Origin of the sequence: Paenibacillus sp. Marseille-Q4541 (genome assembly GCF_018310695.1) — a bacterium.
Taxonomy (GTDB): Bacteria; Bacillota; Bacilli; order Paenibacillales; family Paenibacillaceae; genus Paenibacillus.
The window spans coordinates 97061-122451 of sequence record NZ_JAGXCY010000012.1; the positions used below are offsets into that span (position 1 = coordinate 97061).

General features: G+C 33.9%; 38 protein-coding genes. All 38 read right to left on the minus strand.

The genetic code is table 11. The annotated features are described in order from the left end of the window. Nucleotides 1–2619 carry a PHP domain-containing protein gene (locus KFT32_RS14325; protein WP_211747900.1) on the minus strand — a complete coding sequence of 873 codons (2619 nt, stop codon included), beginning with the start codon at nt 2617–2619 and terminating at the stop codon, nt 1–3. Between the two features lie 38 nt (nt 2620–2657). Continuing rightward, on the minus strand, nt 2658–2975 hold the full coding sequence (locus tag KFT32_RS14330; RefSeq protein WP_211747901.1) for a hypothetical protein: 318 nt from the start codon (nt 2973–2975) through the stop codon (nt 2658–2660). After that, nucleotides 2966–3925 carry a ParM/StbA family protein gene (locus KFT32_RS14335; RefSeq protein ID WP_211747902.1) on the minus strand — a complete coding sequence of 320 codons (960 nt, stop codon included), beginning with the start codon at nt 3923–3925 and terminating at the stop codon, nt 2966–2968. The genes KFT32_RS14330 and KFT32_RS14335 overlap by 10 nt, the downstream gene beginning before the upstream one ends. A 124-nt stretch (nt 3926–4049) precedes the next feature. Beyond that, nucleotides 4050–5108: a glycoside hydrolase family 15 protein gene (locus KFT32_RS14340; protein WP_211747903.1), complete on the minus strand. Its 1059-nt coding sequence runs from the start codon at nt 5106–5108 to the stop codon at nt 4050–4052. 96 nt (nt 5109–5204) lie between these two features. Further along, nucleotides 5205–5681 (minus strand): hypothetical protein, encoded by a 477-nt coding sequence (locus tag KFT32_RS14345; protein WP_211747904.1) that lies wholly within the window; start codon nt 5679–5681, stop codon nt 5205–5207. A gap of 238 nt (nt 5682–5919) precedes the next feature. After that, nucleotides 5920–6432 (minus strand): hypothetical protein, encoded by a 513-nt coding sequence (locus tag KFT32_RS14350; RefSeq protein WP_211747905.1) that lies wholly within the window; start codon nt 6430–6432, stop codon nt 5920–5922. A 560-nt stretch (nt 6433–6992) separates the two neighbouring features. Beyond that, on the minus strand, nt 6993–7214 hold the full coding sequence (locus KFT32_RS14355; protein ID WP_211747906.1) for a hypothetical protein: 222 nt from the start codon (nt 7212–7214) through the stop codon (nt 6993–6995). Further along, a complete protein-coding gene (locus KFT32_RS14360; RefSeq protein ID WP_211747907.1) occupies nt 7207–7941 on the minus strand; it encodes a metallophosphoesterase family protein in 735 nt (244 codons plus the stop codon). Before KFT32_RS14360 ends, KFT32_RS14355 begins: the two co-directional genes overlap by 8 nt. A gap of 36 nt (nt 7942–7977) precedes the next feature. Beyond that, on the minus strand, nt 7978–8724 hold the full coding sequence (locus tag KFT32_RS14365; RefSeq protein WP_211747908.1) for a hypothetical protein: 747 nt from the start codon (nt 8722–8724) through the stop codon (nt 7978–7980). A 74-nt stretch (nt 8725–8798) separates the two neighbouring features. Further along, nucleotides 8799–9041: a hypothetical protein gene (locus tag KFT32_RS14370; RefSeq protein ID WP_211747909.1), complete on the minus strand. Its 243-nt coding sequence runs from the start codon at nt 9039–9041 to the stop codon at nt 8799–8801. Between the two features lie 286 nt (nt 9042–9327). After that, nucleotides 9328–9693: a GFA family protein gene (locus KFT32_RS14375; protein ID WP_211747910.1), complete on the minus strand. Its 366-nt coding sequence runs from the start codon at nt 9691–9693 to the stop codon at nt 9328–9330. Between the two features lie 14 nt (nt 9694–9707). Next, nucleotides 9708–9878 carry a hypothetical protein gene (locus tag KFT32_RS14380; protein ID WP_211747911.1) on the minus strand — a complete coding sequence of 57 codons (171 nt, stop codon included), beginning with the start codon at nt 9876–9878 and terminating at the stop codon, nt 9708–9710. Between the two features lie 29 nt (nt 9879–9907). Next, entirely contained in the window at nt 9908–10084 is a 177-nt protein-coding gene (locus KFT32_RS14385) for a hypothetical protein (RefSeq protein WP_211747912.1), read from the minus strand. Then, the gene (locus KFT32_RS14390; protein WP_211747913.1) at nt 10081–10374 is read right to left on the minus strand and encodes a hypothetical protein; all 294 of its coding nucleotides are present in this window, start codon (nt 10372–10374) and stop codon (nt 10081–10083) included. The genes KFT32_RS14385 and KFT32_RS14390 overlap by 4 nt, the downstream gene beginning before the upstream one ends. 14 nt (nt 10375–10388) lie before the next feature. Further along, a complete protein-coding gene (locus KFT32_RS14395; RefSeq protein ID WP_211747914.1) occupies nt 10389–10628 on the minus strand; it encodes a hypothetical protein in 240 nt (79 codons plus the stop codon). Nucleotides 10629–10632: 4 nt separating this feature from the next. Continuing rightward, on the minus strand, nt 10633–10917 hold the full coding sequence (locus KFT32_RS27690; RefSeq protein WP_481856340.1) for a CPBP family intramembrane glutamic endopeptidase: 285 nt from the start codon (nt 10915–10917) through the stop codon (nt 10633–10635). Between the two features lie 358 nt (nt 10918–11275). Continuing rightward, nucleotides 11276–12121, minus strand: coding sequence for a thymidylate synthase (locus KFT32_RS14405; protein ID WP_211747916.1), 846 nt, complete (start codon nt 12119–12121; stop codon nt 11276–11278). A 62-nt stretch (nt 12122–12183) separates the two neighbouring features. Continuing rightward, nucleotides 12184–12693 carry a pyrophosphohydrolase domain-containing protein gene (locus tag KFT32_RS14410; protein ID WP_211747917.1) on the minus strand — a complete coding sequence of 170 codons (510 nt, stop codon included), beginning with the start codon at nt 12691–12693 and terminating at the stop codon, nt 12184–12186. A 9-nt stretch (nt 12694–12702) separates the two neighbouring features. Then, a complete protein-coding gene (nrdF, locus tag KFT32_RS14415) occupies nt 12703–13680 on the minus strand; it encodes a class 1b ribonucleoside-diphosphate reductase subunit beta (protein WP_211747918.1) in 978 nt (325 codons plus the stop codon). 16 nt (nt 13681–13696) lie between these two features. Further along, entirely contained in the window at nt 13697–15796 is a 2100-nt protein-coding gene (gene nrdE / locus KFT32_RS14420; protein WP_211747919.1) for a class 1b ribonucleoside-diphosphate reductase subunit alpha, read from the minus strand. Further along, on the minus strand, nt 15789–16145 hold the full coding sequence (gene nrdI / locus KFT32_RS14425; RefSeq protein WP_211747920.1) for a class Ib ribonucleoside-diphosphate reductase assembly flavoprotein NrdI: 357 nt from the start codon (nt 16143–16145) through the stop codon (nt 15789–15791). Before nrdI ends, nrdE begins: the two co-directional genes overlap by 8 nt. A gap of 76 nt (nt 16146–16221) precedes the next feature. Then, entirely contained in the window at nt 16222–16926 is a 705-nt protein-coding gene (locus KFT32_RS14430; protein WP_211747921.1) for a hypothetical protein, read from the minus strand. 11 nt (nt 16927–16937) lie between these two features. Further along, entirely contained in the window at nt 16938–17168 is a 231-nt protein-coding gene (locus KFT32_RS14435; protein WP_211747922.1) for a hypothetical protein, read from the minus strand. A 178-nt stretch (nt 17169–17346) separates the two neighbouring features. Beyond that, nucleotides 17347–17547 (minus strand): hypothetical protein, encoded by a 201-nt coding sequence (locus tag KFT32_RS14440; protein ID WP_211747923.1) that lies wholly within the window; start codon nt 17545–17547, stop codon nt 17347–17349. 515 nt (nt 17548–18062) lie between these two features. Next, nucleotides 18063–18569: a hypothetical protein gene (locus tag KFT32_RS14445; RefSeq protein ID WP_211747924.1), complete on the minus strand. Its 507-nt coding sequence runs from the start codon at nt 18567–18569 to the stop codon at nt 18063–18065. Nucleotides 18570–19032: 463 nt separating this feature from the next. Further along, nucleotides 19033–19209: a hypothetical protein gene (locus tag KFT32_RS14450; RefSeq protein WP_211747925.1), complete on the minus strand. Its 177-nt coding sequence runs from the start codon at nt 19207–19209 to the stop codon at nt 19033–19035. Between the two features lie 210 nt (nt 19210–19419). Then, nucleotides 19420–19692, minus strand: coding sequence for a hypothetical protein (locus KFT32_RS14455; RefSeq protein WP_211747926.1), 273 nt, complete (start codon nt 19690–19692; stop codon nt 19420–19422). 49 nt (nt 19693–19741) lie between these two features. After that, complete coding sequence (locus KFT32_RS14460) at nt 19742–20257, minus strand: hypothetical protein (protein WP_211747927.1); 516 nt, start codon at nt 20255–20257, stop codon at nt 19742–19744. A 436-nt stretch (nt 20258–20693) separates the two neighbouring features. Then, nucleotides 20694–22115 carry a DHH family phosphoesterase gene (locus tag KFT32_RS14465; protein ID WP_349304912.1) on the minus strand — a complete coding sequence of 474 codons (1422 nt, stop codon included), beginning with the start codon at nt 22113–22115 and terminating at the stop codon, nt 20694–20696. 234 nt (nt 22116–22349) lie between these two features. Next, nucleotides 22350–22634: a hypothetical protein gene (locus KFT32_RS14475; protein ID WP_211747929.1), complete on the minus strand. Its 285-nt coding sequence runs from the start codon at nt 22632–22634 to the stop codon at nt 22350–22352. Between the two features lie 39 nt (nt 22635–22673). Then, nucleotides 22674–22835, minus strand: coding sequence for a hypothetical protein (locus KFT32_RS14480; protein WP_211747930.1), 162 nt, complete (start codon nt 22833–22835; stop codon nt 22674–22676). A gap of 13 nt (nt 22836–22848) precedes the next feature. Further along, on the minus strand, nt 22849–23079 hold the full coding sequence (locus tag KFT32_RS14485; RefSeq protein WP_211747931.1) for a hypothetical protein: 231 nt from the start codon (nt 23077–23079) through the stop codon (nt 22849–22851). 14 nt (nt 23080–23093) lie between these two features. Continuing rightward, nucleotides 23094–23258 (minus strand): hypothetical protein, encoded by a 165-nt coding sequence (locus KFT32_RS14490; protein ID WP_211747932.1) that lies wholly within the window; start codon nt 23256–23258, stop codon nt 23094–23096. Nucleotides 23259–23286: 28 nt separating this feature from the next. Continuing rightward, complete coding sequence (locus KFT32_RS14495) at nt 23287–23556, minus strand: hypothetical protein (protein ID WP_211747933.1); 270 nt, start codon at nt 23554–23556, stop codon at nt 23287–23289. 42 nt (nt 23557–23598) lie between these two features. Then, nucleotides 23599–23841 carry a hypothetical protein gene (locus KFT32_RS14500; RefSeq protein WP_211747934.1) on the minus strand — a complete coding sequence of 81 codons (243 nt, stop codon included), beginning with the start codon at nt 23839–23841 and terminating at the stop codon, nt 23599–23601. A 39-nt stretch (nt 23842–23880) separates the two neighbouring features. Further along, nucleotides 23881–24126: a hypothetical protein gene (locus tag KFT32_RS14505; protein ID WP_211747935.1), complete on the minus strand. Its 246-nt coding sequence runs from the start codon at nt 24124–24126 to the stop codon at nt 23881–23883. A 16-nt stretch (nt 24127–24142) separates the two neighbouring features. Continuing rightward, on the minus strand, nt 24143–25030 hold the full coding sequence (locus tag KFT32_RS14510) for an RNA ligase family protein (protein WP_211747936.1): 888 nt from the start codon (nt 25028–25030) through the stop codon (nt 24143–24145). A 121-nt stretch (nt 25031–25151) separates the two neighbouring features. Next, nucleotides 25152–25382: a hypothetical protein gene (locus KFT32_RS14515; RefSeq protein WP_211747937.1), complete on the minus strand. Its 231-nt coding sequence runs from the start codon at nt 25380–25382 to the stop codon at nt 25152–25154. Nucleotides 25383–25391: the final 9 nt, after the last annotated feature.

Consider the following 25391-nt stretch of genomic DNA (forward strand, 5'->3'; position numbering starts at 1 on the left):
TTAATCATATGTATTCTTACCAAGTTCATATAAATCCTCAGCAACTTTAGCACTCATATTTTTAATTCCTGATAAATCTGAATAAATTATATTTGCTTCCTCATTAGCAACAAATCCTCGGTTATCAGCGCCGAATTTAATTCCTCCATCTTTAATGCCAAATCCACGTTGCATCTCTTCTTTAAGTAGGGCAACTTTGTCTTTATTCTTTTTTAGTGAAAAGTGACGCAAGAGTGTCTCATAAAAGTAAATTGGATAGTGGCTTTTTAGATAAGCACAATATACTGAGTCAAGTGCGTAACTATATGCGTGACTCGCATTAAAGCCGTAACCGGAGGAGTCTTCTATAATACGCCATACTTTTTCACTCATTTCTTGAGCTTCATCTACTGTAACTTTTTCTTTATCAAGTATTTTATTCGAGAATCCTTTTATAAATCGTTCTTTTAACGGTTTAACAACTTCGGGTTTCTTTTTACTAATTGCTTTAATGATTCCGTAAGTTTCATCTGATGGGAATCCAGCATAACTAAGCGTTGCCATTGTTTGCTCTTGATACAATACGAAAGAGTTTGGCATCTCCTCAGTCTGTATAAGATCATCAAAACTGCTAATACCATATGAGAAAGGAATTCTGGCTTCAAATGTTGGATACATTGATTTAAAAGATGGTCTAATAGCTGCGATGAAAGCTGTTAACTCAGAAATATTTATAGGCTTAAATTTCTTTGCTTTCTGTGTTGTTGAATATTTTTCTACTTGGTTAACTCCAACTGTTAATCCCTGTGCGTATATATCCCATACCTTTTTATTGTCCCTTATTACCTCTAATAGTTCCGTCTCACTATGTATTTGCTTGTTTAAGCGTTTGTATATATCATGTGTAGTTTTTGCAACGTCTACTTTAAGCAGATCATTCTTTAAGAACTTGAAACGTTCAGCGATATCACCATCAATTAGTGAAGCGATAACTTCCTTTTTTGTAGATTCACTCTTTATTCTTATTAAGCCTATCTCCTCACGAATATTGCCTTGATAAAGTAAATGCGCACAAGGGTGAGGTTTTTTATCCGATATGATTCCTGTATACTTTTCACTCTCTTTGATTAGATCATGATATTTTTCTTCGACATAATCATAAACGTCGATTAGATCTTGTTCGTCTTCATCGGCATACTTTAATTCCTTCTCATACTTATCTAGCTGCTTAGTAATTTCATTTGCTATATCGAAATCTAAATTTTGCGATTTTGCATATAGCTTAAATCCTGACTTCTTTTTAAATGTTCCGAAAGCAATCATGGGAAAAGCATGTCCTTCTCCCAAGATAGTGTTTTGTGCTTCAATGAATACTTCTGGATTTCCTAAATTTAAATCTAGGTCTGGTAAGCTTTTCGTCTCAAGAATACGACTCTCGCTCATAAACCGTTCAGGATAAAGTTTAACTGGTGCTGCTATCCTATCTACCTTTGAAAATCCAAGTAGCGTGTTGGTGTAGAATGACACACCTGAGCCACGTCCAGTTGAAGTAATAATCCCTCCATTTTTAGTAGCTTCTTTTACAATTTCATAATCGATAAGAAAGTAATCAGACATCCCAGTATTGACTACTACCTGCCCTTCTTTTCTTATTTCATCTAAATAATGTGGATATTTTTCTGGACTAATCTTTGTTCTGGCTTCCTTCCACTGAGTGTTAAGAAGTTTTTTATATTTGTCGTCCTTTTCAGTCTGAGTTAGTTCAGGATATAAAGTAGGAAGTTTGATGTCCTTACTAAATACTTTTATAATGTCAGAATCATAATCGTCAAAATCCATGAATGTTAGTGTATTTTTAATTGATTTATCAATCTGTTCTTCAGTTAAAATGCCTTGATCCATAAATCTATTTTTCAATGTTTCTCCATCAGGATAGTCCATAAACCATCCTTCCTCATTTTCGTACACAATTCCTTTTGCTTCTAGTACAGCATCTCTATCCTTTGATTGTTCAGGGTATATGAAATGGCTATCACAACCCGCAATTAACTCTATGTTATGCGCATTTGATAATTTTAAGATTCTCTTATGTAATTCTCTTTGTGTATCTGTATGATGTGCTTGAACTTCTAACATAAAGTTTTTTCCGAAATAAGAATTTAAATCAAGGACAATATTTTCAATGTCGTCATATTGCCAGAAAGCAATGCAAGCACTAGTAACGAAGACTTCATTAGGATCTAATGTAGATATTAAATCTAGATCAATACGTGGCTTATAGTAATACCCTGTCTCATTGGCTTCAGATAGGATACGATTAATATCTCGTCGTCCCTTTTCTGACTTAGCAAATAAGCACATATGTCCATTTGTATTATCCTTTTCAAATCTATCTTTAACCCAGTACGCTTCAGTTCCAAATATAAACTTTAACCCATTCTTTTTAGCTACATCATAAGTATCAAAATATCGTCCCTGGAATCCATGTTCCATACTGGATATAATTTTGTGATCTAATTCCTTTGTTCTATGTACATAATCTTTCAGCTTGACTGAGCAGTCAGGAGTGAAGATATTACTATAGTCTTCATGCCTGTGGTAATTGCAAAATATGCACAATAATTGTCCAACTCCTTTCATGTTTTAAATCTAAACTATGTATGTAGGCAAAAGCCTACTTAATCAAGTAATGAATCAATAGCCTTATCTAAATCAATATCCTCTTCTACTTTTTCAAGTTTAATATGTGAAGGCTTGATCTCTAACTCAACATCTCTAACATGTGCTTTATGTTGTGGCATGATTGAAGTTTGAGTTTCATACAGCTGTTCAGCATAAAACAATGGTGTTCTACCCTCACGAGTAAAAAAGAATTGTCTCAATGCTTCTCTCACAATATAACTTTGATCATAATGATTAGGTATTTTACTGAAAGCTTGCTTTAGATCCTCATCTTTACCTTTTCGGAGTTTGGCTCTCGCATAATCTACTTCCATTTACGAGCACCTATCTTTTTGTAGCCGTTAATCTGAGACAACTGATCGAATAATATCTTATTGGGTAAATCTAAGTATCTGAATATAAAACCAGCAGCACCTCCGCCAATTAAATAATAATCAAACCTCATATTTAAACTATTGATATCGTTCATAATTTGTATTGCTAAAGCTTCAAAAGCACTGTTTATTATTGGTCGAATATCGTATCCTTCATATTTTCCACTGATAACAAACCTATCTAGTTGATATAGTTCAGGAGTTTGACCAAAAGCTTGCATGAGTTGTTTTTGTATAAGCTTATATGCCTTGTGAACTCCCGTTAATGTACTATCTGATTCTCCCATGATCGTCATCTTATCTAATCCCAGGAGATTCAATGTGTAAAAACCTAAATCAACAACAAGTATTCTTTTGCTCGCAATATTCTTATCAGCAATATTTCCTTGATCATCTAAGATGTAGTCCATAGCTATCCCATAACCTTGAGGTACTATCTTTAAGTCATTTATTTTTAGTTTAATGTTAACAGGTTTATTCTTTCCTTTTCTTAGTGTGAAACTAGGTTCATCGTTAAATGATAATATTTTATTCTCCATGTCACTCTTTTGATCGAAATAGAATTTATAAGGTAATCCTGTAAGTAAATTTAAAGGTTTCTTCCCACCCAAGTACCCAAGAGATGTTTTCATGATGACATCTGTATTCATAGCTTCTGGCTTATTCTTATCCATCGTGAAGTACTTAATATCACTGTGCTTAGAAGCTAGATTTCCTACAAATAAACTCTCATCGTATACAAAATCATCCCCCTTGATATCCTCTTCAAATACATTCTTAATTGTGCCTGTAACTGATGGTTGTCTAAATACCTTTCCACCTCTCTGTCCCTTAGTCCAACTAAAGCCTAGATCAATTACTGCTAGCTCAGCTACTTCAGTGACTATCATGAATAACCTCCTCTAAAAATCGTGTCCCAAAATGCCTATTATGACTCACTGTGCTTTTTAAGCTTTTTGGGACATTCCTTTATAGTAAAGATTATATCATATTATGTATCTTTGTACATTATTTTTATTTTAAACTTTCATTACTAACAATATACATGGCGTTTGCCCAACATAACGGTGTGTTTACGTTGTATTTAGATGAGCCTGCATAATAAAGTTCGGGGATTGCTCCATCTTCTAACATGACTTTTTCAAATTCAGATACATAGTACTTCGCTTTATCAACATTCCCTAATTGTAGATGAGCCATAGCCAAGAATCCAAATCCAAAACACCATTCAGCTTCAGAGCCATAGTATAAATCTAAAGGTTGGTTTCGCCCATAAATCCCCTCTTGTGTAGAGTAATAACTGTCTCCTTTGTATCTAATAACTCCTCGTTCTCTTAGCAGTGTATCTTCAACTTGTTTTACAATAATACTATTAAAGTCGTTACCGAATATATTGTACGGATAGATAAGGCTTAATTGTGCCAAGTCGTATTTACGGCTACTCGTCTCATATGGGAATAGCTCATATAATGCATTTAACCCGTTTGAAACTATGTATTCTGGAACGCTTACAATACTGCTTACACTTCTTAATCCTGCTACACATGCTCCAATACTTGAACTTCTTCTCTCCCTGTTCTCTTCCCACATGCCTGAATCTTGATCATTCCAGTACTCAAGAGTCTCCAAATAGTAAACTAACTTTTGAAGGATTTCTTTATCCTTGTTATCTCTTAGTATTTGTTTTCCTTGCTTAACACCTTCTCCAATTCCCCATAGAATAGCTCCCACTGCATCGTTTTGTGAATGTCCCCAAGGAGTATCAATTTCTCTTACATCATGCGCAGAATATCTTGCGTGAATATATTCGTGTTGGTGAATCGGCCGATGCTTAGTGTGATGTTCTAATTTCCATTCATATTCCTTAAACATATCTAAAATACGCCAATATGTTCTCTCGTATGTATTACACTTCTTATTAAGATAAGGAAGACTACAATAAAATGAATCTCTTAACCATGTGTAAGAATAATCTGAACTAGAGCTGGCAAGGTACATCCCATGGGGCAGGCGCAAACTATCAATAATTCTATAACTCTGTATTAATTTTTTATCGATTACTATACTCGACATGTTGTTCCCCCTAATTTAAATTGTTTATATGAAATGTTGATTATAAAATTTATGTTTTATCTTCTTCCTATGTATTAATACTTATTATTTTTATCTTTAAAATAAATGTGAATAATCCTCCGCTACAAGCTTAAGCAGCGATTCATTTTTAATTGCTAATGCTAAATCTGCAAAGTCTCTAGCAAACTCTAAATCGGCGTCTACTTTATCATCTAATGTGATAAACACGCTGATATCTATGTATTCCATTGCTTCATCATTCGTTGCCGAGTTCTCTAACATAAGTTCATCATCGGCTGTAACTCTAAACACTATATTTGTTGCGTGTGAATAGATGTTTGAAATATACGTTCTAATCTGATTAAATCTAATCGGTATTTTCATACCATGGCTATTTCTATATGTAAGGATTGGATTGTTCTTAGTACTATGTAAATAAAATTGACGATTAACTTGATCATACTCCATAATGTCAAAATCTAAATCTACTTTTAATTCTTTATATGAAATCTTATCTCTTTTCAGTTGATTCTCGGCAAGTCTTAGCACATCATTAGTTTGCAGCACCAACATTATAATCATCTCCTTTTAATATTTCCAGAAACCCTCACGTTTGTGAGTATAGTAAACCCAATATTCCTTTGAAAGATCACATTTACTACATTTACTAAACCTAACTAAGCCTCTTTTTTGGGTAATTCCATATTCACCTGTAATATGAACTTGTTTGTCATGTGTTTCCCAATCATGTCTACAGAAGTATTTCTTTAGATTCAACAAGGGATATCTCCTTCTTTATTAAATATAGTTTTTATTCCATATCTATTTTGTATTCTGATATAACCGTACCTTTAGGCACATAGAAGTCATATCGTTTTGGAAGATTCAAGTCATCATAACCAACTAACTTAAGAACTTTGTTCATATCTTTCAAAAACCAATTCGTTGCCTGTCTTTCTTGTATGTATGTAACTACTTTTGGAATGTCTTCGGTTTGAATGATTCGAGAGTAGTTTTGATTGACCCAGTGACTCTTTGAGTAATCTCCATAGTCCACCATGTAATAATATCTATCAATTCGATCAACTGAATGTCTTGATACAACATACGAGGAACTATCAGACATTGCAACAATTTTGTTCTCCCACCCATACACTGTCTTAGTTGGTATCCAATTATTAGCTGCCTGAATGAAACCTAATCCACCAAGAACTATGTAGCCTACAACCACAATAATTCCCAACAATTCTCCATTAGATAAGTAGTAACTTTTGTGAGTATCTTCTGTAATACCCAAAATAATTAACACTGTGATTACTAGCATTATTCCACCAACAATATAAATGAATATTGTGTATCACTCCTTAAATTTTTAAAACAAAGTCGTCTTTGATAGACTTTAATATCTGTTTTTTGTGGTGCTCGTCTTCCACAAGGGTACACACATCCACTTCCAGATACATCTGTTTTGTTGAACCTGTATAATTAACACTCTCCATCCGAACCATTTATGTCCTTTTCTTATGGATGTTTTAAACAAAACTAAAACTCTATATTTACCCAATCCAATACCCCACTCTTTCACAAATCACTTTCCTTATCCGTAACAGGTTTAATATCTAAAAGCCAAACTAAAGGTAATCCTATCAAGGGAGTAGCGACTGGCATTAGCAACATACCTATCACCAACTCTTTGAATAGCCAATGATCTATGAGATAGAGAAACAAAATGCACATACCCATTGCTATATATGATTGCGACCACTTTCTAACCAGAAACTTAGCTAATCCATCATAGTATTCATCTAGTTCTATGTACATTCTTTTCAATAATGATTTGATATGTATTTTCCTTTCTAAAAGAAATATGGGTTTGATTCAAATCTATTTATATAAAGTTATTTCAACTTTCTCATCTAATAGTCTTGGGTCGCCTTTGACCAGTTGAGCAATTAACAAGTTTAATTCTTTAAGAGTCAAATACCTTTTAGTCTTAATATATAAACCGTCTTCATCAAATCCTATGCCCCCGATAGGTTCATCCTCTATGTATAAGTTATCTTGCCATTTTATACCGCCTGAGACAATACGCTGAAATTTAAACATTCCTCGTTTCTCCTTTCTTAACAGTATGTTCGATGTATATTCCTTCTTCTGTAATCTCTAAGCAGTTCAATCGTCTGCCATAAGCGCAAGCACCATCAATGCCAATCTTATCTCCATCAGGACTAAACCAGATACCATCACTTTCCTGTAAATAACTAGTTGGCGTGTGTCCGAATACAACTTTCTTATTATCCGTATTGGTTATTTTATTTTTATAAAAGATACTTCTGATCCATAGAAAATCATCATCGGGTGTATGTTCCCATGTGCTATAAAATGGATTGATTCCTGCATGTGCGAATATATAATTATCTGTTTCGTGGTAATAAGGTAGGGAATCTAGAAATTCAATGTGATGTTCATAGTGTTTTAAAATAAACGCTTTTGCTTTCTCGTATGTATCCCACTCAAATTGTTCCTCGAAGAAATCAAACCCACAATAACTCTCTACTGTCTGGTAAGCTCCGTTATTCAACCAAAGTTCATCTTCGCCCTTTAACATCGCATCGACAAACATTTGATCATGATTACCCTTAAGAGCGATTACTCCATGTTCTTCGCGCAAAGATTTTACTTGTTCAACAACCTGTCTACTTTTGATACCTCTGTCTACATAGTCACCCAAGAGAATTAACTTATCTGATCCTGGATTGTAGTTGACTTTCTCAAGCATAGTGTTGAATTGATCATAGCAGCCATGTATGTCACTGATTGCTAGTGTTCTCATGTCATTCAATCCTTCCATTACTATGATTAATATTATTTAACTAAAACTTGCTTCTGGTTCTGCTTCTGGTTGAACCTCATCTGATTCATAGTCACTATCCAGAATGATTTTTTTGTTATTCTGAGATAGTTTCATCAGCAGTACTTCGAAATCATTCAAGTGTCTAAGCGATTTCAAGTCGTGGTTCTTGTCATATCTCATATCCCATCCTTTATCAGAATCCTTATTCCATCGAGAAAGACTAATCTCAAAATTCATATCTTCATCATGTTCACACTCAAATGTTAGTACGGCATATTCAAAAGTGCTCCAACTTTTACTCTCGTTATATTCAACTGCAAAGCTAACCTCTGCATTTTCGTAACTAACTCCATCGTCGTAATCAATTTCAAGTTCATCTGTTTTAACATTCTTGGCAACATATTTCATCCAAGTATTAAATAACTCAGTTGCTTTGATAGACTTTTTCTCTTCGTCTACAGTCATTAGTGTTTTGAAATTTTGAAGTAATTTTTTATTATCTAATGCTGAACTTTTTAGTACATCGACTAGTACGCTATCTAATTTAGTTATGTATTCAGAATAATCATAAGTTTCTAAGTAAGGAATCATTACGGATTTAACTTTGTCCTCAATCACTTTTGTAACGTCTCCATATGATCTGAACATATTTTCTAAGGCATTAACCACACCTTTTTCTAACTGCTCTCCAATCAATCTTTCAATAGTTCCATCTTCCAATTTAGTGTTAATTACGTCTTTAATATTGTTTTCTAATGTCATTTCTCATTCTCCTCTTTATTTTTATTTTTAATAAAACAAATGTGCTTTGTTATGTTTTGTCTTTAAAATCCTAATTAAGCATTAATTACATAGACATATGTCCACTCACCAAAATCTTGTTTATCGGTTTTATGATTAAAAACACGCTTAACTTCTCTGACCAAATATTGCTTCCTATTTCGATTCTCAGCATTACCAAACTCAAGAATCTCACCTATTCTTGGGATGTTGTTACTTGGAATCTCTGCAATCACCATATCGCAATTATCATAGTCGTAATACCCGTTCGTACCACTTTTAACTGCTACTATAAACATATTATCTCTCCCTCTTCAGCATTTGCTGATGTGTTTTCTTCATAAATCAGGTATTTTATATGAATCTTGTGCATGTTTTACACAGCTTCTGCCACTCTTTTTCTTTCTTTGCTGGAACAATAACATTGGGTATATAGTCATTGCAGATGCAGCATCTAGCTGTTTTTAGATGCTCAATATTGTAGTAACCTTCTTTGTTTAAGTCTTGTTTCAAATGTCTTATCAATAGTGGGACTAGCATTTTTCGCATGAATTCCATCTCCATTAAAATTAGTATCATTATTATTCAACGATATTTTTCTCCCCACATATCAATCGTTACTTCTTCAAGAAGCTCAATGAGTTCCTTCTCCTGCTCTTTGTTTAGTTTCATATTAATCTTTTCAAAGTCAGATTCTTCATCATCATAAAAAGCGTCATAAGTTCTTGTGTGAAATTCAAATCCATCTAAGTGCCATAACTGATTATCTGGAGTGGTTGAAGCCTTTCTACATGATCGATACACACTCATATATAATTGCTCACTTAGCTTTACCTCTAAGCGTCCACAGGCACATCCACCTTCAGCATCAAAGTTGATTTGATTATTCTTAATTCCCAACATTATTTGATCAAAAGCTTTTTGTTTTATTGTAAGAGTTATTTGACTCATCTCCTTTATATTTATTATTCATCAGTCCATCTTCTTCTTTTAATTAGAACCTTCCCTCTGCCTATAATATTGTAGGAATCCTTCTTCCCTTTGACTATAAATTCAAACTTGCCAACATCTAAGTCGCTCAACTCTACTTCTATGTATTCATACTCTACATCCATTCCTAAATGATCTTTTTCCATGGTTATCCTTTCTATATAAAATTACATTTTTATTGTATTTCCTGTGGTTTGGATTCTCTATGTTTTTTCATTAGTTCTCTCATTCGTTTTCCAGCCTCGGATTGAGATTTTTCTGTACTTTCTACATATGAGATAAACTCCACGAAATCTTTCTCTGTCTCAAACCACACTTGTGTTGGTCTAATCTCTTTAGTTTTCTTAATCATACGAGCACCTTACTATGTATTAAATCGTATTTCTGTTTAACTCTTTCGCTAACATTTATGTATCTATCATTGCTGTTACTTTTATACATTTTAACAACTGAGTTATTTTTACGAACAAAGATATTATAAAAGTATTGAATGTGAAACTCTTCTCCTCTGATGTCTACTACCTTTCCAAGATCAACTGCTCTCCGAATCTTATACTCGATTATTTCGTCAGTTCCACTTTTCTGTGCGCTTGCTGGACACATAACTTTATATTCCTCAATGACACTTTTGCTAATTTTCATTAATCTTCTCCTTTTTAAATTGTAGTCCTCTTGCCACTTACACTCACTACTTTGTCGCTTCCTATTCTTGTTACTGAGTACGGTTTAATTGAGAATTCTTGATACTTAATCAAATCTTGTAATAGTTTTTCATCTAGCTTGTACTTATCGCCTTCTAATACAAAAGTGTCATTCAGAACAAAACTAGTTGATCTAATTTCATCCCCACTCCAACAACGCGATACTATGAATTCTACAATTTTGCTTGGTTTCAATTAATTATCCCCTTATTGATATTACTATTAGTGCAAATACGTTATACAATGCATGACTCGTAATCGGCACAAAGATGTTGTCTGTTTTTCTGTAAAAGTAACTCCACGTTAATCCCATTGCTATGTATCCAAAGAATCCTACAGGGTTGAAATGTAATATTGAAAATATAATAGCTGCAACTGATGCGCTTATCCAGAAGTTGTTGTTGGTGAACCTCATAAATTTATGATAGATATACTTCCTACACAATAGCTCCTCTAACACTGGACTAAAAATGATACTGTACACGTAAACAATCGGGATATTGATATGTATTGTTGGTAATTCCCAGGGTGGTAAAACACTTGATGTGATGAGAGTGATAAGGCCGTAACTTATGTATGCGATACATGTTGAGGTGAAAATATCTTCGCTGTAGTTGTTATTAAGTAGTGCTTTCAAATCATTTAGTAATCTGTTCTTGTTGTAGTGAATCAAGATTATTAGAATTGCTGCAGGTACTACACTATAAAGAATATTCAGTTGTTCTCATCTCTCCTTTATATAAAGAAAAAGTACAGGTTCTTTAACCTGTACTCATCATATCACATTGGTATTATGTTGTATATAACTAAATTATTTTTATTTTTAAACTATTTGATTAACTTTAAATTGCCACTTTCCCCTTGATAACTGGGTGCGGATTATAACCCTCTAGTGAAAAGTCATCGTATTTGAAATCAAATATGTTTCTAATTTCGGGATTAATTTTCATTGTTGGTAGATCTCTTGGCACTCTTTGTAATTGCATATTTACTTGTTCAAGATGATTGCTGTAAATATGCACGTCCCCACCAGAATAAATCAGATCACCAAGTTCCAAATCACAAACTTGAGCAATCATCATTGTAAGTAGTCCGTAACATGCCAAGTTAAAGGGTAATCCTAAGAATACATCTGTAGAACGCATATTAAATTTACAGGAAAGCTTATTGTTGGCCACATAAAATTGAAAAGCATAATGACATGGTGGCAGCTTCATATCTTCTAATTCTCCTACATTCCAAGCTGATACAAGATGTCTACGCGAATCAGGATTTGTTTTAATAGAATTAATTACTTGCGAGATTTGATCAATGGTTTCCTCAGTAATATAGGTGATCTCTAAGTCATCATCCCAGTCTACTTTAGAAGGCTGCCAAGTTCTCCACTGTGAGCCATAAACTGGCCCCAATTGACCATTCTCGTCAGCCCACTCATCCCATATACGAACACCATTTTCCTTTAGATAGCGAATATTAGTCTCGCCACTCAAGAACCACAGAAGTTCATGAATGACTGATTTGAGATGTACTTTTTTAGTTGTAAGAAGTGGAAATCCAGTACTTAGATCATGCCTGATTGTATAATCAAAAACCGATACTGTTCCTGTTCCAGTTCTATCTTCTTTCTTCACTCCGTTATTAAGAATGAATTTACACAGCTCTAAGTAATCTTGATCTAGTTTATTCAAATACTAATTCTCCCTTATTGTTCAAATTTAAAGGCAGTGGATTAACCACCGCCTGATATGTATTATTCGAAACGTTTTGCGCCCAGTTTAATTTGACGATTAATCTCTTCTTCAATCAATGGCTCTGGAGCCTCCCAACCTTCAGGTTTAATAACCTTACCTACCTCGTTATAGTGTGGCTCTCCATCTGGAAAAATCTTAGACATATTAGCTGAATGAACTAAGTTAAATATTTTATCTGGGACAACACCCGTTTCTACGAAGCCTCCATTTGTGAAATAAGAGATATCCGTCAATGCATCAATTTGACCAATCAGTTTATCTTCAGGAAAAGGCTTAGTTAACTGTTTTTCATAAGTTTTACCTGCTTCACCCATAAGCTCTACAAACATTTTATCAAAGCGCTCTTTGGTTCCCGCAGTAGCATAAAGGAGTTCAATAACTTCCTCCAGGATAAAAGAAGCTCTATTCATTGCTAGCTTATCATCTAATGCAGTTGGTACGTCTGGCGCTGGACAATTAAATGCTTTTTGAAACTCTCTTACTTTCTCAAAATCAGTTTTCTTCATCATATTCTCCCTTTAGTTATCACCAAAATAGAAATCCTCATCTTTAAGCGCTTCTACATTTGCCTTTACGTATGACTGTCCTTTCATTGAAAAGAAGTCGTGAGATTTAGTCTTAGTGTTTAAGCCATTAATCACAATAGGATTTACTTCCTCATGTTCAAAGTAGGCTTCATGGCCTAAGTTTTGTAAAGCTTTGTTAGCGTTGTATCTCACAAACTTTTTCACATCATGACTTATCCCTAATGGATCATAAACATCTTCCGTATATCTCAGTTCATTTTCATATAGACTCAATAGTAATTGCATTGTATATTCTTGCAGCTCTTGTTTTACTTTATCTTCTTGTTTATTATAGATTTCTTGTGCTAGTAAGCCAATATATACTCCGTGAATAGCCTCATCTCTAATGATAAGATTTATGATTTCTCCACTTTGCATCATTCTACCTTGTCCATAACAAAGCAGAGGATAATAGAATCCACTATAGAATAGAAAACTTTCCAAAAATACCGATGCAGCCATTGCTTTATAGAGAGAGATCTCATCATCCAGGACATTTTCATAGATAGATACGATTGTGTCAGCTTTCTTCTGTAAGTATTTATTCTGTTCAACCCAACTAAATAATTCTCTTATTTCTTCTGTTGATGTCAACGTCATGAAGATATTTGAATATGATTTAGCGTGAACGGCATTTTCCATCATAGCCATATAGTTAAGGACTGCCTTTCTTTGATGTCCTTTTACCTTGCTGGAGATAATGGGCATTCCAGTGTTTCCTTGCTCTGTATCGAGCAAAGTGAGCCCCGCCAGTGATTTCTTATAGGTTTCCTTTTCTACTTGAGACATCGATGTTTTCCATACTAGTAGATCACTGTTTAGTGATATTTCTTCAGGTAACCAGAACTGTTTTACGTTCTGATTGTAGAAAATTTGCGTGAAATCATCTTCTTGGTTAGACCAGTTTGCAGCATCATAAATTTTAGTCAATTAATCAATTCCTTTCTTAAACAGAGCAAGATAAACATTCATCTCTAGAAGTGTCTTTTGTTCTGGCATAGTATAAAGTTTTAATGTTCTTGTAGTGAGCATATAAATCAATTTTGTTCAAATCACGTGTCGTATGAGTGTCGCGCATAAACAGTGTAAAACTAATCCCCTGGTCTACGTGTTCTTGAATAGTTGAAATCATATCTACTACTCTGAACATATCCATATCGTAAGCTTCTTTATAAAAGAACCAAGTTTCAGGCGTTAAATAAGGCATAGGATAGTATGTTTTTGAGTTACCATATGTGCGCTCTTCAATTCGTTCCATAATTGGCATGACTGAAGCTGTAGCAGACTGAACATAAGAAATAGATCCTGTTGGAGCAATAGCTAATCTATAAGAGTTTCTAAGTCCAAACTTTGCTACTTCTTCTTTGAGTTTAGCCCAGTCTTTTTTAGTAGGAATGTCCATTCCAACAAACAGCTGCTTAACCTTCTCAAACTCAGGAGAATAGTCATTAGTTAGATATTTTTCAAAGTACTTCCCACTTGCATAATCACTACCTTCAAATCCATAAAACTTCTTACCTGTTTCTTTCGCAATCTCCATTGATCTCTCAATAGAATAATAATTAACCATCATAAAATATGTATTGGCAAAATCTCTCGCTTGTTCACTCTCATATGAAATCTTGTTCTTCACTAGATATCCATGAAGATTCATAGCGCCTAAACCAATGCTAGCCATTAGATCATTTGCTTTCTTAACTGCAGGAGCATTAACGATATTAGTTTTCTCTACAACTGCAGTAAGAGCATCAATAGCAATCTTAGTTGTTTCTTTTATAGATTTATTATCCATAACATTAGCAATATTCATTGAGCTGAGATTGCATGAGATATCAAAACCCAAACTATCTTCTTGATCATAGTCTTTATATTCCGATGCTTCTGTAAACTCAAGGATCTCGCTGCATAAATTACTGAACTTTATCTTACCTAAATTATTTATAGCGTGCGCCCGATTTACATTACCTTCAAACATGATATAAGGATAGCCTGACTCAAAACGTAATGCTGCAATCTTTTCTAGTAGTTTTCTTGGATTAACTTTATCTTTTCGAACTCTAGGATTCTCAATCAACTCATCGTACATTTCATCAATATTTAGATCATCTAGATACTTCCCATATGCCTTGAAAACTGTATGAGGGTAAAACACATAAGCATCTACGTCTTTCCTGGCTAGTTCAATAAATTTATCTGGGATTACTACACCAATGGACAATGTTTTAACACGAACATCTTCATCAGCACTAATCTTCTTTGTGTCTAAAAAGTCGTTAATATCAGCATGGAAGATATTCAGATATGCAGCGCCACTACCTTGTCTTTGCCCTTGTTGATCGGCATATCTAAAAGCATGGTCGAATAGCTTCATTACTCCAACTACACCTTTAGTAGCATTATCAATATCTTTAATTGCTTCTCCCTTTGCCCTAATCTTACTAAGATTAAGTGATACTCCTCCTCCCACTTTAGACAGTTGCATGGACATATCTAGAGCTTTTGAAATATCATTTAGTGAATCCCCTACCTCCATAAGGAAGCAACTTACCATTTCTCCACCACGTTTACGTCCAGCATTAAGGAATGATGGTGTGGAAGGTTGTAATTCTTGGTTAATCATTGCTTTAACAAGTTTCTTAGCTTTCTCGAAATCACCATCAGCTAGGAACAATGCAACTGTTGAAATTCGATCTTCATATCTCTCTAGAATCTTCTTTTTATCATTAGTCTTAAGTGCGTAGTCGTTATAGAATTTAAAGGCACTCATGTAAGATGAAAATCTAAACTTTTTATCGTAAGCAATATTATAAATTTCTTTAATTTGATCATGTGTATACTCGTTTAGGAACTCTTCTTCGTAATAATCATTCTCTACTAAGTAATCTAATTTTTCTTTGAGATTGTGAAAGAATACTGTATTTTGATTTACATAATCAATAAAGTAACTATTGACTGCTTGCTTATCTTTCTCAAATTGATACTGGCCATCTTTCTGAATCATGATTTCATTGTTTAACTTAATCCAATTAGGTACTTTTTCAGACAATACAGTTAACCCCCTGAGTAAATTTATCTACGTCATTCATTGTTCCAGAAAGCTCAAACTTATGAATCAAGGGAACATTATAGTACTTAGAAATTCTCTCAGCTGCTCCACAATAAAATGCTCCCCAATTCATATTTCCGCTTCCAGCAACACCTTTTAAATACTGATCATTGTTAGAAAGAAATTTAGATACACTCTTAGGAACCTCTCCAAATCCTATAGTGTAAGTAAGTAAAACGAATGGTTTGTTGATCCTCATGTCTTCGGTTATTCTGATACATTCAAAATTCTTTAACTTCTTAATGAACCGCTCAATATTACCAGTTAGCGAATCATAAACTACAATCAAATGCTTCACCTTCTATATATTTGATAAAAGAATAATTTAATAATGTTTTATGTACTATATATAGATTTAAAATGAATTAATTATCAGCATATCGTATCCAGTTATGGTTTAGTTTTAAATTTTCAATTTGTATTTCTGGAACATCTTGTGCTGATAATACGTGTTTACCTTTATTCAGTTTTGCTAATTTCATTGTCGGTGTTGTTGTTTTATCGGTGACTTCACCAGTCTTAAAAGAAAGACAACCGAATAATTGATCTTTAAACTTATTAATCTCTTGTTGTATCTCTTCTTTTGTAAATAGGTAATCACGTTCTTCAATATGTAACTTATATGTATCTCCATCTTCATTAAAAGGCAGTATTTCAAACACTAGGTCGGTTGGTGCATGATCAAATCCATTCGATTCATAGTCAATCGCTGTGCTAACAGAGGCCCTTGGAAACTCATAATACACTTGTCTATCAAAACCTCCTTCATCTCGATATTGTGTAAGAGCAATCACTTTACATTTCTTCTTGGTTTTATTAAAAACAAAAGTTCTACATTTTACTCCCTGCTTCAGAAGTTTTTCATAGTCCGAAATATGCTGCGAGGGCTCTTTTTTAGATAAAAAATTCAGCATATCAGGATTGAGCAAAGCATCACTTATATATAATTTTGTTGGATAATCGGTATTAATTAACTTAGTGTTTTTTAATGAATCTAAAGTTGCTACTTTATTTCCGAATTCATCAAAAACATAAATATCAGATACTTCTCTGTTGCCTAGCTTAAGCAATTTATCACTTCCTATAGTATTTTATTTTTATTTTTAATATTACTATCAAACTCTGTCCATGCATTCTCCCAAACTTCATCGCCATACTTATCGTATTCCTTAAATTGCTTACTTCCTAAGTACTGCTTTAATTTCTTATTAATATATCCCTGGCTATGCAACTTGCTTTCTAAATCTGTGCTCATCTCTTCAGTAAAGCAAGAGATCAGCACTCTGGATAATTCTCTTGTTATGTCATTCATATTGCTACACTTTCTCCATAACATATCTAATCAAATTACTATGGCTTGCTTTAATTTCTCTTCCAAAGCTGTCGGCTTCTAAGTAATTTCTAAATGCTATATCTCTTCCGGTGTCATCCTGCACATGTTGTATGTATCGCTTATCCTCATATAGTTTAATCTTAAACATTGCAGCTCCTTAAATTGTGACTATTTTAAAATGCTCTTTAAAGAATGGATCTCTTTGATCTTGTTCGTACCAGCTAACTACATGCTCCTGATGTTTATTGTTTGTAGATAAAATCTGCTTTTCACCATCAAACACAATTGGATACAAATTACCTTTTGTAAAATATTCAGTAGATTCAATCACCACATCTTTTTTGCATTCTATATACAAATTCGCCACCCCCTTATGTAATTTAGTATATTATTTTTATTTCTAAAATGCAACCATTAGTTTATTTCTTTCTTCATAGAAGCTACATTTCATCCCCAAATATTGAATATATAGAAGAAGTCGCATTATACGACTCTTCTATAAACTTAGAAAAGAATCAAGAAAATACTATATAGAATTAAAACTATACCTCCGACAATCAGCAATATGTATCCCAAAGAAGAAAATGATGTAACAATCTCCAATGTTATAGTAACAAATAATTTCGGGTTATCCTCTTTTCTATTAACCCCATCTTTAATGTCGTCAAAAAAATCGCGAACATTAAAATAACCAATATAAGTTATAAGCATTCCTACTAAAATCCCAACAACGTTATGTAACATATACTATCAATTCCTTATAACATTATAGATTCAATGGCTCATATGTAGTTTATACGAGAAGACAACTTAAGTAAACGTGCTAAAGGAGTCGCATATTTCATCTTTATCAAATACGCCTTTTACTTAAAATTACTGTAGATCTACATTATAATTCTCTTTAATTGTTCCTTCGGGTATGTAGAGTTTATAAGTTGTATCAGTATAAAGTGGCTGGTCACCAAATATAAATCTAATAACCTTATTATCAAAATACTTCTCGTATTTTTCGATTCTTGGATCTGGAGAGTAAATAAGTGACGCAACTTCTACGTTAAGAGAGTTCATTTTCATTTCATCGTTTTCTTTAGTGATATATGTATAGTTTATTGATCCTTTAGTACCACCTGTTCCCAAGAAAAAATTTCTTGAGTTACTATTACTATCTTGGAGTGCTACCAATTCGGATTGAGTCACTTTTACATAAGAGCTGCTTACAAGTGTTGATGTTATCGACAACACTACTAAATTAATTACGACTACAGCGAATACGGTAAGCACTATGCTTAAAACTCCCTCAACAATATCAGGACATTCATAAATCAAAGAATGAATCAAAAATCCTATACAGATAACCGAAACAACAAGCAAACAAATCATATAGTCCTCCTATAAATTCTTATTCAAATCTCACTTTTAAGAACTCTGCTTTGAGTATAATTTATCAAGTAATATATATAAGACAATAACAATAAAGCAGCACAGATATCCTAAAGTAAAGCTCCATCCGCTTGGTAGGTAATTGATTGATAAGTGATAGCCCAATAAGTAACAAAATGTTGATATCAACACTCGCTCTATTGTCCTCATTTCTCGTAACCGCCTTTCTCAATTAAATATATCTTTGGTTAACTTCTAAATAACTTTCTGAATTCATTCATTTCATGTTCCCTTCGTATTTTATTAATAGTTATTTCGTTTATATTAATCCAGTCAACAATTTCATTTATCTTACTCATCATTTCTTCACCGCTGGGAAGCCTACTTGTTTGTAAATCTCCATCATTATTCACAATTACTCGCTGCAATTTTTGCGAATTCTTAATCTCCTTTAATTTTATTTTTATATGTATATATCAAACTTTTCATGTACCACATCTAAAGCTTCTTTCAATCCCAAAATAGCATCCTCATAATTGGAGTTGTTCGACTCTGTTTCACTATAAAATCCTATCAATGTTTCAAGCTCAAATACTAAATCGTCTCTAAGTTGCGTTAAGAGTGGTGATGTGACTTTCATTTGCTGTCTCCTTTCAGCTTCTTTAGTTTCTCGAAACTCGTCTCTAAAGTGACCCATAAAACTCCAACAAGAAGTCCAACTTCAAAATGCAGTCTGCCAGGAATATAACCATCAACTAAACTTTCTAGTATTACTATGAAAAGAAGAAATGCCAGCATATACCCAACCGTTTTGATTTTTCACATCTCCTTTCTTTATCAAACTTGTATATCATTTGAATTTTGTATATCTGAAGCCAACAACTCGATCTCCTATTTCCGACGTTTTCAAGTAACCATAAGCACCTACGCCAAATCCTGACGTATCAATATGTACAAAATCAATTCCATTACCCTTAACCATATCGATTAACGACATGCACAACTCTTTTATGTTCGGATAATTATCCTTATACAAAGTAGAATACTTGATGGTCTCCTCAAGAGTATCCTTGATAACAATCCTAGTTTCATCTCTTCCGTGATCAATATCCATGAATTTCATATAAAGTATCTCCTTAATTATTTTTATTTTCATTAAACTGTTCTTTGATTTAAACTCCTAGTACTTCTCTAACCACGATATCAGCATAGGGCTTATATGTTCTATTGTTTGGCTGAATCTCTTTATGTAGATAAGAGTGTTCATCAGCTGGGTGTTTAAAGTAACTCACCCCTAAAAAATATCTGTCTCCAAATCTATCTCCACCCAATAACCTCACAGAAAGCAAAGCATATTTATTTTCCTTTTGAGGAATCCATACATAGTTAAACCAGTGATAGCTTCCGTCATTATCGAACTTCTTAGTCCTGTCTAAAACATAAAGAATGTTGTCGTGTACTTCATATGTATATTTGTCGTATCCATATCTTAAATAACGTGGTATTTCTATATTTACGCCATCTATGTTTCTTATCTCTGGAATACTACGCAATCTATTTTCTTCATCTGATATCTTCTTTTGCAATTTATTTCTCGCATCAATTAAATAACTTCTAGCTGTGCCACTTTTAAAATCCTTGCATTTCTGATTGATTTCAATAACTTCATCTTTCCATTGTTGGAGCAATCGCTTCACCCTTTCTTTCACACTCATATATAAGGTGGATAAATGTATCCACCCATATTCGAATCTTCCATAAATTCATGTATCATCTTCCTTATCTAAGCTGCTATTTAATACACATGACAACCTTTTCTATATCTATCACTTCTATTTCTAGTGAATTTGTAACTAGGGATAAATGTCTTCATCTAGTACCAAATCAGAATTTACTCTTTCAATTACAAGCACACCTCTCGATGTTCTCCATCTCATTTTTCCAGTTATGTTAGGTAGCCCAACTACGATCTTCTTCAATCTATGTATATTCTCATCAGCCTGTTTGCAACGAGTTACGGCGTGACCACTAAATTTAACTACCATAGCCTTTATTACCTTTGTTGATTTGCTCTAATTTATTATTATCCATTCTAAATACCACCTTTATTTTTATTTTTAACTGTTAATTGGCTACAATATAATCTTCCAGGAATAGCTGCAGATACTTATTGACTTTATATCTTGGCTTATACTGTATCCATGTGTTAATATTCAATGTTCCAATTGCTTCAATACTACAGAACACCGGAACACTGTTGTAATATTCTTCATCTGTTTTGAACTTCATTGCTATAATATTATCGCAATCAATCTTAACCGTATTGTTGCTTTTGCCTATAAGTTTTTTGTCTGCTACAAACAAGTTGATAATCTTGAACTTACCTGGAGTAAAGTTTCTCCCTGATACTCTATAGAATTCCTGAATATCGTTGATTAGCTCTTCTGTAACATCTCTACAATCTATCTCTAAGTCATAATAAAGGGAATTGTCAGGTTTCCAGTTAGCAAGTTTTGCGTTGAGTTCATGCCTTAATTTATCGATTTCATGACTGTAGACTGCTGTTCCCCCTGCTCCATCATGACCTGCTCCATAATGTGCGAACTTACAGTTCTGCAATAGTTCCATCATTGAGAATTCATTTTCTAATCCTCGAAAACTTCCTGCATAAACATTTACTTCTTCTCCATCGCCTAATACGATAACTGGTCGACTATAGAGTTTAGAAATATCCTGACTAACCAACCCGTTATAACCCTTACCTATAGTTGGATCATACAATATAATCACTTTATCAGCTTCATCGATATTTGGCTTAAGACGATCTATTGCCTCTGCCTGTATCTCTTTTCTACGTTCGTTTAGCTTAACTAGCTCTTTGACATACTTCTTAAGTTTCATTTCATCATCGCAGAGCAAGAAGTCTATGGCCAACTTAATATTGTCTGCTCGTGTAGCCGCTGTAATTGCTGGTGAAACTCCAAAGGCAAAGTCTAATCCATACAGATTCTTAGGATCTTTTCCCATCTCTTTAAATAACATCTTCATACCTTTGTGGTGGATATTGATTAGAGCATTCTTGTAGTAATATCTATTCTCCATATTTCTCATGTCCATCATATCTGCTGCTACTGCAAAACCTGCTAAATCTATGTATTCATCAGCGTACTCTGTACCTAAGTAGTCGTCTAAAACTTTGCAAACTTTATAAACCAACAATCCACCTGAAGCATCTTTATTTGGATACTGACATTCCTCTAATTGAGGATTCACGATTATTGCATATGGATTATGTTCTTGGATTGTGTGATGGTCAATTACTAAACAGTCGATTCCTTTGTCAGCCAGGTATTTAAGTGGTGCTACGTCATTACTGCTACTATCAACTGCTATGTATAAGTCTGTATCATCGTCTATCTGATGAATTATGTTATTGCTTGTATGTCCTTGACTTCTTTCCGTGTATTTAAGTTCAAGATTATCTGTGAATTTGGAAAGATACTTGTATAGTATGACTCCACTTACTACGCCATCGTAGTCAGGGATCTGAGAAAATCACTATTTTTTCGCTACCTTTGATAGCACGAATGATTTTCTCAACTAATGAATCAATGTTCATCAACAAATATGGATTATGAGTGTGGCTTTCATCAGGATTCAAAAACTCATCTAAGTTGTCGATCTCATTGATCTCAGCTAACTTCTCATATACATTGTCGTACCTGCTTAATCTTTTACTCGGTTTACGCTGTTTCCACTCTATTAGTTATCACTCCTAGCTTAGAAATTGGGGATGAAATCATAGAATCTATTAAAATTATCTACTCTCGCGTAATCTACATTTCCGTTAGGAAACAATAATTTATAATGCGGAATGTTAATTGTGTTCTTTGTAGCATCAATCGACACAACTCCGACTATAGTGGGATACCCACCCCATTGAGCATGACGATCTATTAATCCCCACTGGGTAGACAGTAAATCGTCTTCGTTTTCTTGATTTATTAATCCTCTTGAAGCTAATGGTGTCTTTGCTTTTGCCACAAAACTATACTCTTTAAACATATCCCATACCTCCAATTTGTTTATGAATGAGCAATTTGATCAAGATTTCTTATACTTTGACTCTAGTAACTCATATTGCTTGTTCAACAAGTCATTCCATTCATTTAATAATGCCCTATGTTCAGGCGTACCTACTTCGGCTTTCTTCGCTTTTTCTTGAACATAATCAATAAGAACCCATAACTTCTTTATTTCTTCCATAGCACACTCTCCTTTAAGAGGTTTCAGCAGCAACCCGTGCATAGATTGAGCCCTTTTCAGAATCCAATTGACACAGTTTCTTCTTGATTAGCCGATACATTTCATCTCTCGTCCATGACTCTTCGCCTTTATCTAGCAAAAGATGCTCCATGAATAATTGAACAGCGAACTCTGCTGAATCATCTTCTTTGGGACTCCACATTAAATTGATTATCTTTGTTGCTATTTGATCATTAGTTAACATATATGTATCCCCTTTTAATTTCTCAATTCAGACATTTCTAAAATTTCACGGTATAGGTGCGATGGAGCAATATTGACTAGTGTTGTCGCCATATCCAAACTTAGATTTTTACAAATAACGCTGGCATCATCACTATCAGAATCTACCCATTCGAGTACTGCATACTCCGTGTCTTTCATTGTCCTTCCTCCTCATAAAAGTATTTGATTAAAAATAAACATCCCTAACTTGACCTATCGTCATTACATTCCCATTTTCAAGCCAACCAATTAGATCGGTTAAATCTACTGCAACAATCTTGCCCTCTGCGTCATATGCATGAACTGTAACTTTTTGTTTCATTAATTCATCCAGCATACCTGATTTTTCATATGTATCTATTTCACTTAGCATATCTTCATAAAGCTGTTTGAAAGTTAGATTCTCGTATTTCCGTTCTTTTGAAACAAGGATATTGTGGGCTTTCGTTGTATTCATTAAGTTAACTCATCTCCTCATAAAAGTATGTTTTTATCATGATTAATTAATTAGAGTACCGCCAATAAAGCTAAGTCCACACATTGCAGCCACAATTAAGTACCATTTAATCTGAATCGACCAATATCCTATATGTATTTGCACCCAAGGTGTCCAAGGATAAACGCATGTTCCAACCATCCAATTTGTAATTCCGTATTGTCTATTGTTTGTCTTGGACTCTCTATCAAACTCTTTCACTTTACAACCATTATTGATGCGTATAGGCTTATTCCAGATATTCATTCGCACTCTCCTTCTTAATGAAACTCTTCTTTGGTTGTCTTATTGAACTACAAATTTATAGTTGCCTTCTTCAACTTCACTCATTGGAACATAATCCCTGAATCCATCTTCATATGTAACTTCAAAACACAGTCTTTCTCTTTCTTCATTATCAGGTTCAACTTCTGCGAGACCAGTGATCAAAGGAATATCACAATCAGGTCTTCTATAAGCGTATTGATGTATTGGTTCTAGGTAAATATGATTTACTTTCAGATTAATCTCTCCTTTTCTCACCAAATTCAAATTTCATAAAGACCTACTAAGCTGCCTCTTTTTCTGTGATAATCGACTTAACAATAAGTGGTAGAGACTTGCCGATGACTCTACGCACATTTTTCTCTTCAAATTCTTTAATAACTTCACGCTCTTCTTTAACGATATCTTCATAGACTCGATTGCCAAGTTGTTTAAGAATAGTTCCCATATCTTCAATTCCAAACTGATCATCAAGCAAATTCTCGTCAACTAGTTTATAGATAAGTTTTTCAACTCTTGCTTTAGTAAGAACTGATTCTACTGCAGATTGTTCTGCGGATTTAAAGTTTGGATATCTAGGAGCTTTTTGCTTTTGAACTTCTCTAAACGAATCAGAAACCAGTTTCACAAAGAGTTGATTTCCATATCGATCTTGATAATCAACATTCTTCGCAACGATCCCTTCGCCTTCGTTAACGCCAAGCACTGTTTTACCAATGAATGATTCCAAGTGCTCAAATGATTGATAGTCACCTTCGTAAAATACTGGGATAAGATTAAGACTCAAACGAATTGCCTCATCTTTTACCACCGAGAAGTTAAGGTATCCTTGTGTGTTTTTATCGAATATGTCGAACAGATAAAACTGATTTGCATTACTGCCATAATCGATTTTATGCTTTACAAGCCATTCACCGAAATAGATGACTCCTTCCAAAAGTTTGCTTGCTTCAAGTGTCTGCGTCCATTCATAAAACCCTCGAAGATTGTTCTCTTGTGAAAGCTGCGTGTTTCTTGAGAAAGCAATGATAGAATCACCTGCACGCTTAAACGAAGCATTTGCCCCATCTAGTTTCTCTTGAATTACGATATAGTCACCTTCTTTTAAAACCCCTGCCGTTGTTTTGTGTCCAAGCCTCACGATATCCATATACTTTTTCATTTCAGACATTTATGTATTTCCTCCTAATTTATTTTTATGAAATCCTACTTTTATAATTAATTATTTTTACGTTCAATATTATGAGAGAGGTCATCATTCACCAGACGACCTCATATGTATATCCTAGAATCTAGTTCGCTGCTTTCAAATACCTTGTCTTCGCTACATAGGCTAAAGTTGAGATCCATGTTTGTTTTTTATTATCGTCTAGAATGTATTCCTCATCAAAACTACTATCATTAATTAACTCGTATCTTCTCCCCTCGGTTAGATGGTCACTTGCTCCACCAAATAGCAGCTTGTGTACTATTAAGTGGCTTGCATCTTCAAGACTACTAGTTTCAATGAGCCGATCAGACATTCTCATCTC

Coding starts and splice junctions, on each gene's coding strand:
- KFT32_RS14325 (WP_211747900.1), bottom strand. CDS start 2,619: ATGAAAGGAGTTGGACAATTATTGTGCATATTTTGCAATTACCACAGG.
- KFT32_RS14330 (WP_211747901.1), bottom strand. CDS start 2,975: ATGGAAGTAGATTATGCGAGAGCCAAACTCCGAAAAGGTAAAGATGAG.
- KFT32_RS14335 (WP_211747902.1), bottom strand. CDS start 3,925: ATGATAGTCACTGAAGTAGCTGAGCTAGCAGTAATTGATCTAGGCTTT.
- KFT32_RS14340 (WP_211747903.1), bottom strand. CDS start 5,108: ATGTCGAGTATAGTAATCGATAAAAAATTAATACAGAGTTATAGAATT.
- KFT32_RS14345 (WP_211747904.1), bottom strand. CDS start 5,681: ATGTTGGTGCTGCAAACTAATGATGTGCTAAGACTTGCCGAGAATCAA.
- KFT32_RS14350 (WP_211747905.1), bottom strand. CDS start 6,432: ATGCTAGTAATCACAGTGTTAATTATTTTGGGTATTACAGAAGATACT.
- KFT32_RS14355 (WP_211747906.1), bottom strand. CDS start 7,214: ATGTTTAAATTTCAGCGTATTGTCTCAGGCGGTATAAAATGGCAAGAT.
- KFT32_RS14360 (WP_211747907.1), bottom strand. CDS start 7,941: ATGAGAACACTAGCAATCAGTGACATACATGGCTGCTATGATCAATTC.
- KFT32_RS14365 (WP_211747908.1), bottom strand. CDS start 8,724: ATGACATTAGAAAACAATATTAAAGACGTAATTAACACTAAATTGGAA.
- KFT32_RS14370 (WP_211747909.1), bottom strand. CDS start 9,041: ATGTTTATAGTAGCAGTTAAAAGTGGTACGAACGGGTATTACGACTAT.
- KFT32_RS14375 (WP_211747910.1), bottom strand. CDS start 9,693: ATGAGTCAAATAACTCTTACAATAAAACAAAAAGCTTTTGATCAAATA.
- KFT32_RS14380 (WP_211747911.1), bottom strand. CDS start 9,878: ATGGAAAAAGATCATTTAGGAATGGATGTAGAGTATGAATACATAGAA.
- KFT32_RS14385 (WP_211747912.1), bottom strand. CDS start 10,084: ATGATTAAGAAAACTAAAGAGATTAGACCAACACAAGTGTGGTTTGAG.
- KFT32_RS14390 (WP_211747913.1), bottom strand. CDS start 10,374: ATGAAAATTAGCAAAAGTGTCATTGAGGAATATAAAGTTATGTGTCCA.
- KFT32_RS14410 (WP_211747917.1), bottom strand. CDS start 12,693: ATGATGAAGAAAACTGATTTTGAGAAAGTAAGAGAGTTTCAAAAAGCA.
- KFT32_RS14435 (WP_211747922.1), bottom strand. CDS start 17,168: ATGAATGACATAACAAGAGAATTATCCAGAGTGCTGATCTCTTGCTTT.
- KFT32_RS14445 (WP_211747924.1), bottom strand. CDS start 18,569: ATGATTTGTTTGCTTGTTGTTTCGGTTATCTGTATAGGATTTTTGATT.
- KFT32_RS14450 (WP_211747925.1), bottom strand. CDS start 19,209: ATGAAAGTCACATCACCACTCTTAACGCAACTTAGAGACGATTTAGTA.
- KFT32_RS14455 (WP_211747926.1), bottom strand. CDS start 19,692: ATGAAATTCATGGATATTGATCACGGAAGAGATGAAACTAGGATTGTT.
- KFT32_RS14475 (WP_211747929.1), bottom strand. CDS start 22,634: ATGTTTAAAGAGTATAGTTTTGTGGCAAAAGCAAAGACACCATTAGCT.
- KFT32_RS14480 (WP_211747930.1), bottom strand. CDS start 22,835: ATGGAAGAAATAAAGAAGTTATGGGTTCTTATTGATTATGTTCAAGAA.
- KFT32_RS14485 (WP_211747931.1), bottom strand. CDS start 23,079: ATGTTAACTAATGATCAAATAGCAACAAAGATAATCAATTTAATGTGG.
- KFT32_RS14490 (WP_211747932.1), bottom strand. CDS start 23,258: ATGAAAGACACGGAGTATGCAGTACTCGAATGGGTAGATTCTGATAGT.
- KFT32_RS14495 (WP_211747933.1), bottom strand. CDS start 23,556: ATGAATACAACGAAAGCCCACAATATCCTTGTTTCAAAAGAACGGAAA.
- KFT32_RS14500 (WP_211747934.1), bottom strand. CDS start 23,841: ATGAATATCTGGAATAAGCCTATACGCATCAATAATGGTTGTAAAGTG.
- KFT32_RS14510 (WP_211747936.1), bottom strand. CDS start 25,030: ATGTCTGAAATGAAAAAGTATATGGATATCGTGAGGCTTGGACACAAA.
- KFT32_RS14515 (WP_211747937.1), bottom strand. CDS start 25,382: ATGTCTGATCGGCTCATTGAAACTAGTAGTCTTGAAGATGCAAGCCAC.